Raw genomic sequence first — 6,632 nt, forward strand, 5'->3', positions numbered from 1 at the left:
GGGTCAGCCGGCCGGGAAGGTAGCGGGGGTCCCCTCTACCGGCCGTGCCGACGGGCGGGCGGCGAGGACTTCCGGTGGGATCGCGCCTTCGATGTCGCGGAGCACCCATCCGGCCCGGTTCTCTCCGTTGATCTTCACTTGCTTCATCGTGCGGACCACGCCGGCGTCGTCGAGTTCCGCGGCGAGGATCGTGCCGTCCCACTCGGCGTAGGTGTCTTCGTCGAGGTTCACCAGCGCGGCCAGCAGGTCATCGGTCCACATGCGGGACCGCTGGCCGAACGCTTCCATCACGTCGCCGATCAGCGGTGGGATCGCATAGCCGACGTCGCCGGCGGCGGCGGTGATGTCCCCGGCGGCCTGCCCGGTCAACGTCCCCTCGGCCAGGCGCAGCGCCCGGCCCCGCTGGCAGATGATCTCGAACTCGGGGTTGTCCAACAGGTCGGCCTTGACGGTGACGAACGACGCCGGCCCGGTGACCAGCACCCCGACACCCTTGTGTTCCTCGGATAGGATCGAGGCGTCCGCGCCGGCTTTCGCCTTGCCGTCACCGAGGACCATGTCGCTGCTCGTCTTGTCGGTGACCTGGGTGGAGTACCGGTAGGTGACGATCTCCCGCAGCTTCGTCGGGACGCTCTTCGCGTCGGGCCGCTGGCTCGCGTAGACGGGCATGATCCCGGCGGCCGGGCCGCGCCGCGCGATCCGCGCCAACTTCCCGATGATCCGCTGGCGGTCCTTCTCTTCCTCGACGGCCTCGAAGTACTCCTGCAGCTCGTCGATCACGAACGGGATCAGCGGCAGGTGGTATTTCCGCATGATCTGCGGGGTGAGTTTTCCTTCCGGGCACACGGACGACGGCAGACTCGCGAGCAGCGCGAACCGCCGCGACATCTCGCTGATCAGCGCGTCGAGCATCGCTTCGAACACCACGAGATCGTCCGGGTCGGCGCCCGAGACGTACCGGTGGGCGACCTGGGCGACGGCGCGGAAGTCGGCGCCGCCTTTCCCGTCGGCCAGCCAAAGCTGAGTCCACGGGTCGAGGACGGCGGCGGCGACGAGCAGCCGCATGGAGAACGTCTTCCCGCGCCGGGGCAGCCCACCGAAGAAGGCGCTTTGCCAGAGCAGCAGGATCTCGATGCGGTTCCCGCGGGCGTCCTGCCCGAATGGCACGGCCTTCCAGAAGTCGAAGCGTTCGACGTCGATCAGCAGCGACGGGGTTGGCTTGCCGATGTACGGGTCGTCGTCGGCGATCCACAGCGACAGCCGGCGGCCGTGCCCACCCTCGTGGGCGCGGACCCGGCGCATCACCAGTTGGATCTCGTCGACGCTGAGTTCAGCGGCGATCGTCGGCAACTTCCCGATGGCGTCGGCGGCGGTCTTCCCGCCGCCTCGGGGCAGGTCGACGAGGGTTTCCCAGCCGCGGTCCAACCGGTCGCGGACGATCGGCGCTCGCAGCACGAGGCTGCTGTCCGCGCCGCGGAGCAGACCGGCGGCCCGGAAGGCGTCGTTCAGATGGGCGGGTGCCAAGTCGACCTTGGTGTCCCGTTCGATACCGGGGACCAGAGGATCACCGGGCGTCCGCCGGCGGCGGCCTGCGATACCCGCGGCGCTGATCGCCACCATCCCGCTGAGCGCGGGCACCCAGTCGCCGACCATGACCGCGCCGATGGCTTCGGCGATACCGGTGCCGCCGAGCGTCCCACCGGTCAGGTACCAGCGGACCTTCCGATGGTCACGGACAACGAAGATCTCTTTGCCGAGTTTGCCGCTGTCGGCGTCGCGGAGTTCGACGGCGAGGTCGTCGGCGTTAACCCACGACCACCAGAACCGGCCGCTCCGCCAGGTGCCCCGCAGGACCGCCGCCGGGGCGCGCCACGACGAGCGGACCGCGACCCGTCCGGCAACGCGGGCATTGTGCCGGGCGGTGGCGCGGGCGACGGTGCGGCTGGTCACCCAGGCGGGTAGGCGGATCGGGTCGGCGATCCGGGTGCGGGCGGGCAGCGGTGCCGGACGGGCAGGGAGGATTTCGCCGTGCACCACCGCGGCGGCCGGCGGGGCCGGTGCCACCTCGACGGGGTCGATGGGGTCGATGGTGGGGGTCCACGGGCCAGTGACGACCGTGCCGTTCGGCTCGGCGTACTCGGTACTCACTGGTCGTCTCCCCTCGGGAACAGGTCGGGAACGGTCATGTCTGCGGGCAGCAGCCAGGTCGACGCGCCCAACGGGCGGATACCGGCCGCGGTGGCGGCGGCGACGTCGAGGCGTTCGGCGGTGGTGACGACGACCGCGACGACCAGGCCGACCACACGCAGGGCCAGGACCGCGGCGGCGAGGAAACCCAGGCCGATGGCGACATACCAGGGCAGCCGTCGCAGGTCGCCGCGGACGTCGCCGGTCATCCCGCCGCCTCGCTGTCCTTGACGAGTGACAGCGGCTGGCGGCGGGCGGCGTGCTCGGACAGCAGCCGCTTCGCGCGGACCTGACCGACACCCAGACGGGTCGCAGCGGCGCGGATCGACAGGCCGCCGGCCGCCTCACCGAGGGCGTCGAGGGCGTCGAGCAGCTCGCTGTCAGACCGAGTCGGGGCGGCCGTGCCCCGGGCGGCGGGAGGGACGGTGACACCCCGGTTGGGACGCGCCCCGGAGTGCCCCGGGGATAGCTGTTTCCGCTGGTCCGGGGCTGTTCTCCCGGGTGCCTGATCGGATGCTTCCAGGGCGGTTACAGGGGCCGCCTCGGGGATGCTGGGCGTCGTGTCCGGGGCGGCGGTGACCGCCGGGGCGGGCAGCACCTCGGGGATGGAGGTGGTAGCCGGGGCGGCGTGCACGTCCGGGGTGGTGGCGCCGTGCGGCGGCCGGCGTGACGCCTCCATCGCCAGCAGCTCGGCAGTCGCCCGGTCCTGGGCGCGGGCGACCTGGCGGCGGGCCGAGGCGACAGCGAGTTGCGCGCTGGCGGTGGAGATCTGCGCAGCAACCCACTGCGCGTCGTCCGGGGACAGTTCCGGCCGGGTCACCCGGCCCAACGTCCACCACAGCGCCTTGGCAGCGACGCTGACCGACGCGCCAACACAGGCCATCGCCAGCCCACCGGACCGGTAGCCCTCCACCCCGATCGCGCTCACCGTCACCGCGAGCAGCGCCCAGCCGACCCGGTCGACAATCGCACGGCGGTCCGGGCGGAACCGGACCATGAACGCCATCCCCAACGCCGCACACCACGCAAGATCGAACACGCCACCGGCGAGGTACGCCGTCACGTCCCCCTGCAGCAGATGGGCGATGGACACCGTCGACCAGACGATGGAGACCGCGGTGAGCACGAGGACCAGGGCGACGACCGCACGGGCGGCCAGCACGTCAAGGTCCCGCGGAAGAACCGGCACGGCGACCTGGCGGCTGCGGGCGACGGGGACGGTCACCCCGTCGACGGTGTGGCTGCCGGTGTGCTTCTCCGTTTCGATCTTGTACTTCACGCCCGCCACCCCACCCACGTCGTCTCCAAAGACTGGCTCATCGGGGGTCGCCACCTTTCGTCGTGGACGTGGTCGCGGACGTGTTCACGGGGGCCGGTTCCGGACGGGCCACCGCGACCCGGATGGGCCGCGGGCAGTCGCGGTGCCCCTGCTCGCTGGTGAAAGAGCCACCGCACCGGTCGCAGCGCAGCCAGCGGACCCGCGCGAACCTGGACATCAACAGTCACCGCCGCTCGGCCGGCCGGGCGCGGCCTGGTCGTCGGCGGCGATCTGGGCGTCCAACTCGTCCCTGAGGGCGTCGAAGTGCTCTTCGCAAGCGCGGGCAACGGCGGCCAGGTGGCGAAGGTCCCGGGCGGCGGACCGCGCCCCGTAGGGCAAGGTCAGCGCGAGCACCAGAGCGGGCATGCGGACACGCAACGCCGACGCCGCGAAGAGGTCTGTGTCGGCCCAGCCTCGGCCGGCGACCCGGGCGCGGGCCTTGGCCAGTTCCTCGGCGGTCGGTTCCAGGTCGGCGGCGGTGAACAGCGGGCCGGGGCGGCTCATCGCTTATCTCCCGTCCGCTCGCTGGTCGCGGCGGACGGCTCCAGCTCGGCCCGGCTGATCGTCCGGTTCATCGGGTCGCCGCCGCGGGCTGGGCGCGCACGGACCGGTCCAGCCCGGCGCGAGTCGCCGCGTCGAACCACGGGTCCGGGGTGCCGGTGCTCCCCTCGATCACGGAGCGGCGGAGGGCAGCCAGGGCCTCCGGCGCGGTGAAGATCAGGTCGAGTCCGGTGGCGTCGGCGTGGACCGTGGTCAGGGGCGTGTCGGGGCGCAGGGAGCTCAACGCCGCGGCGAGTTCGCCCGCGGTCACCCCCGGCCGGGCGGTCAGGTTCGGCTCGTTGCCCTCGACGCACAGGTCGGTGATCTTGTTCATGCCGCCACTCCGATCAGCGTCGTGACGTCGGAGGTGGCCGCGGGGGCGACGGTGACCCGCAGGGTCGGCGCGACGTCCCGCATCGGGACCTCCCCGAGCCCCGCGCGGGCGTAGTCGGCCCGGATCCGGTCGAGGTCGGGGGTCTGCTTGGCGCTCTGCACCCGCTCGACGGTCACCCGGCCGTACACGCCGTCGGGGAGGCGGTCGAGGAGCTTCCGGGCCTTCCGCTTCGCCCGATCCACGACCCGGGCGGTCTCGGCAGCCCGGTCGAACACCACCGCGGCGGCGTCGATCGCCTCCACCGGAGGCAGCTCGTCCGGGGTGAGCAGCACCGGGCTGGGGGCCGGGGTAGCGACGGCGACCGGCGCCGAGGCGAACGGGGCGGCGACCGGGGTGCGGCCGGCCGGGTCCAGGCGGTCAAGGAGCCGGACGGCGGCGGTCAGCGCGACACGCCGGGCTGCGCTGGTGATCCGGGCGCGAACCGGGGTGCGGGGGGGCGATGTAGAACATCACGTGCGGGTCCTCCTGCTGTTTCAGGTGCGGTCCGTAGGCCCTCGTCGGTGTTCGAGCACCGGCGGGGGCCGCTTTCTGTTGCCGGTCAGCGGTCGGGGCGAATCCAGACGATGCCGTCGTCGCCGAGGTCCGCGGTGGTGCCGTTGGTGAGCGGCACCGCGATGCCGCCGTCCTGGTCGGGCTTGGACGGGTCAGCGGCGACGGTGCCGATGCCGACCACGCGGTCACCGGGCTGGAGGTCGTTGACCCTGCGGGCCCTGCTCTTCGGCATGCGCGTTCTCCTCCTTCGTTCAGGCGGCAGGTGTGTCCGTGGGCTGGTCGCTTGCAATCGCGAGTAGGTGGCTGCGGCGGTAGCGCAGGCGGCCGGACGGCAGCGTCTCGGCCTTGACCTGCCCCTGCCGCGCCCAGCGGATCAGCGTCCGCGAGTGGATCTTCAGGCCGCGTTCGGCGAGTTCGCGGATTGCCTCGCCGGTCGTAAGCAGCGCGTCCGGGCCGGTCTCGTGCTCCATGGGGCCTCCCTCGTGGCGTCGGTGCGGATGTGACAGGGACGACGGTAAGGCATGTATCGTCAGATGACAACAGTTCCATCTGACATCGACGCGGCGGGAGTGTTCCAACGAGCAAGATGTGGACGTGGTTGACCACCAGGAACAGGCTTTCTTGTCGACGGGTGACCTCGCCATCCGTCTCGGAGTCACCCGCCAGCGCGCCAGGCAGATCACTAAGGCGCCGGACTTCCCGCCGCCTGCGGCCCGTGCCACCCGCAGAGGCATCCCGCTGTGGCGCGGCGAAGACATCGAGCGCTGGGTCTCGGAGCGCCGTCCCGACCGGACCGATGACGACGGTGGGCTCATCGAGCTGTGGAGCGCACCGGACATCGGCAAGTTTCTGGATGTGCCCGTGCACACGGTCTCGTCGCTGCCGGACCTGCCCGCGCCCACGCACAGGCACCGCAAGTCACGCCTATGGGACGCGGCCACGATCCGCGCGTGGGCCGCCGGGCGGAGCTGACCCGCCCCACCGTGCCCCGTCGCCATCCACGGCGCCCGGCAGGCCATTCCTGCCCATGAACGAAGCGGGCCGACCAGGTGTCTCACCACCCGGCCGGCCCTTGGCTGATCACCCTTTCCTCAGAAGGGCTAACAACCCGTGGCACATGATGCCCGCGGGGGCCTACCCGATGCTGGGCAGGACACCCATCCCGGCACTCCCGTCACGCGCTGGGACATCGAACGCGCCGTGATGGCGTCCAACCTTCCCCAGCCCGCCCGGCACGTGATGCACGTACTCCTCGCCGCGACCGACGGCGGGACGACGATCATCCCGGAGAACTTCCAGCCCTCACAGGCCACCCTCACGGCGCGCACGGGGTTGAAGAAGAGCGCTCTCAACGCGCACCTCGACCTGTTGGACGAGCGCGGGTGGATCTCTCGGGCTCGTCCTGCCCGACGGGGCTCACGGGAACGCACCCGGTACCGGCTACACATCGGCCGGGACGTCCCTGACCCCGCGGCGAGTACTCCGCGAGACGGAGTACTCCGCCAGGCGAGTAGTCCGTCTCGCGAACGCGAGTACTCCGTCAGACGGACCATGAGTACTCCGCCAGACGGACACAATCAGAGCTCTTCCCAAAGCAACTACTCAAACCTTGATGATGATGATCTCGCGCGTGCGCGCGGCCAACATCATCATGTGGATAGCCCTCCCGACGTCGATGCCGACCCGCCCCCCGTCGTGGCC

Annotated in this window: 9 protein-coding genes; 1 reads left to right on the forward strand and 8 read right to left on the reverse strand. The window is 71.5% G+C overall.

Features of this window, described 5'->3' with window-relative positions; all coding sequences use genetic code 11:
- Window positions 1-3: 3 nt before the first annotated feature.
- From NBZ85_RS32860 to NBZ85_RS25625, 8 genes are all read right to left on the reverse strand, one after another.
- Window positions 4-2,148, reverse strand: a complete 2,145-nt coding sequence (locus NBZ85_RS32860) for an FtsK/SpoIIIE domain-containing protein (RefSeq protein WP_261562738.1) — start codon at window positions 2,146-2,148, stop codon at window positions 4-6.
- Entirely contained in the window at window positions 2,145-2,396 is a 252-nt protein-coding gene (locus NBZ85_RS25595) for a hypothetical protein (protein ID WP_261562739.1), read from the reverse strand. Before NBZ85_RS25595 ends, NBZ85_RS32860 begins: the two co-directional genes overlap by 4 nt.
- Window positions 2,393-3,484 (reverse strand): hypothetical protein, encoded by a 1,092-nt coding sequence (locus NBZ85_RS25600; protein ID WP_261562740.1) that lies wholly within the window; start codon window positions 3,482-3,484, stop codon window positions 2,393-2,395. Before NBZ85_RS25600 ends, NBZ85_RS25595 begins: the two co-directional genes overlap by 4 nt.
- Window positions 3,485-3,682: 198 nt before the next feature.
- The gene (locus NBZ85_RS25605) at window positions 3,683-4,009 is read right to left on the reverse strand and encodes a hypothetical protein (RefSeq protein WP_261562741.1); all 327 of its coding nucleotides are present in this window, start codon (window positions 4,007-4,009) and stop codon (window positions 3,683-3,685) included.
- Between the two features lie 67 nt (window positions 4,010-4,076).
- Window positions 4,077-4,379: a hypothetical protein gene (locus NBZ85_RS25610; protein ID WP_261562742.1), complete on the reverse strand. Its 303-nt coding sequence runs from the start codon at window positions 4,377-4,379 to the stop codon at window positions 4,077-4,079.
- Window positions 4,376-4,681 (reverse strand): hypothetical protein, encoded by a 306-nt coding sequence (locus NBZ85_RS25615; protein ID WP_261562743.1) that lies wholly within the window; start codon window positions 4,679-4,681, stop codon window positions 4,376-4,378. The genes NBZ85_RS25610 and NBZ85_RS25615 overlap by 4 nt, the downstream gene beginning before the upstream one ends.
- Window positions 4,682-4,977: 296 nt before the next feature.
- Window positions 4,978-5,163, reverse strand: coding sequence for a hypothetical protein (locus NBZ85_RS25620; protein ID WP_261562744.1), 186 nt, complete (start codon window positions 5,161-5,163; stop codon window positions 4,978-4,980).
- 19 nt (window positions 5,164-5,182) lie between these two features.
- The gene (locus tag NBZ85_RS25625) at window positions 5,183-5,401 is read right to left on the reverse strand and encodes a MerR family transcriptional regulator (protein WP_261562745.1); all 219 of its coding nucleotides are present in this window, start codon (window positions 5,399-5,401) and stop codon (window positions 5,183-5,185) included.
- A 118-nt stretch (window positions 5,402-5,519) separates the two neighbouring features.
- Between NBZ85_RS25625 and NBZ85_RS25630 the strand changes: the two genes are divergently transcribed.
- On the forward strand, window positions 5,520-5,903 hold the full coding sequence (locus NBZ85_RS25630) for a helix-turn-helix transcriptional regulator (protein ID WP_261562746.1): 384 nt from the start codon (window positions 5,520-5,522) through the stop codon (window positions 5,901-5,903).
- Window positions 5,904-6,632: the final 729 nt, after the last annotated feature.

It is taken from the genome of Frankia tisae, from assembly GCF_025403405.1.
In the GTDB taxonomy this organism is placed as follows: Bacteria; Actinomycetota; Actinomycetes; order Frankiales; family Frankiaceae; genus Frankia; species Frankia tisai.

What these genes read in the sequence shown, in the direction of transcription:
- NBZ85_RS25605 (WP_261562741.1), bottom strand. Translation starts at nt 4,009, where the DNA reads ATGAGCCGCCCCGGCCCGCTGTTCACCGCCGCCGACCTGGAACCGACC.
- NBZ85_RS25620 (WP_261562744.1), bottom strand. Translation starts at nt 5,163, where the DNA reads ATGCCGAAGAGCAGGGCCCGCAGGGTCAACGACCTCCAGCCCGGTGAC.
- NBZ85_RS25595 (WP_261562739.1), bottom strand. Translation starts at nt 2,396, where the DNA reads ATGACCGGCGACGTCCGCGGCGACCTGCGACGGCTGCCCTGGTATGTC.
- NBZ85_RS25610 (WP_261562742.1), bottom strand. Translation starts at nt 4,379, where the DNA reads ATGAACAAGATCACCGACCTGTGCGTCGAGGGCAACGAGCCGAACCTG.
- NBZ85_RS25625 (WP_261562745.1), bottom strand. Translation starts at nt 5,401, where the DNA reads ATGGAGCACGAGACCGGCCCGGACGCGCTGCTTACGACCGGCGAGGCA.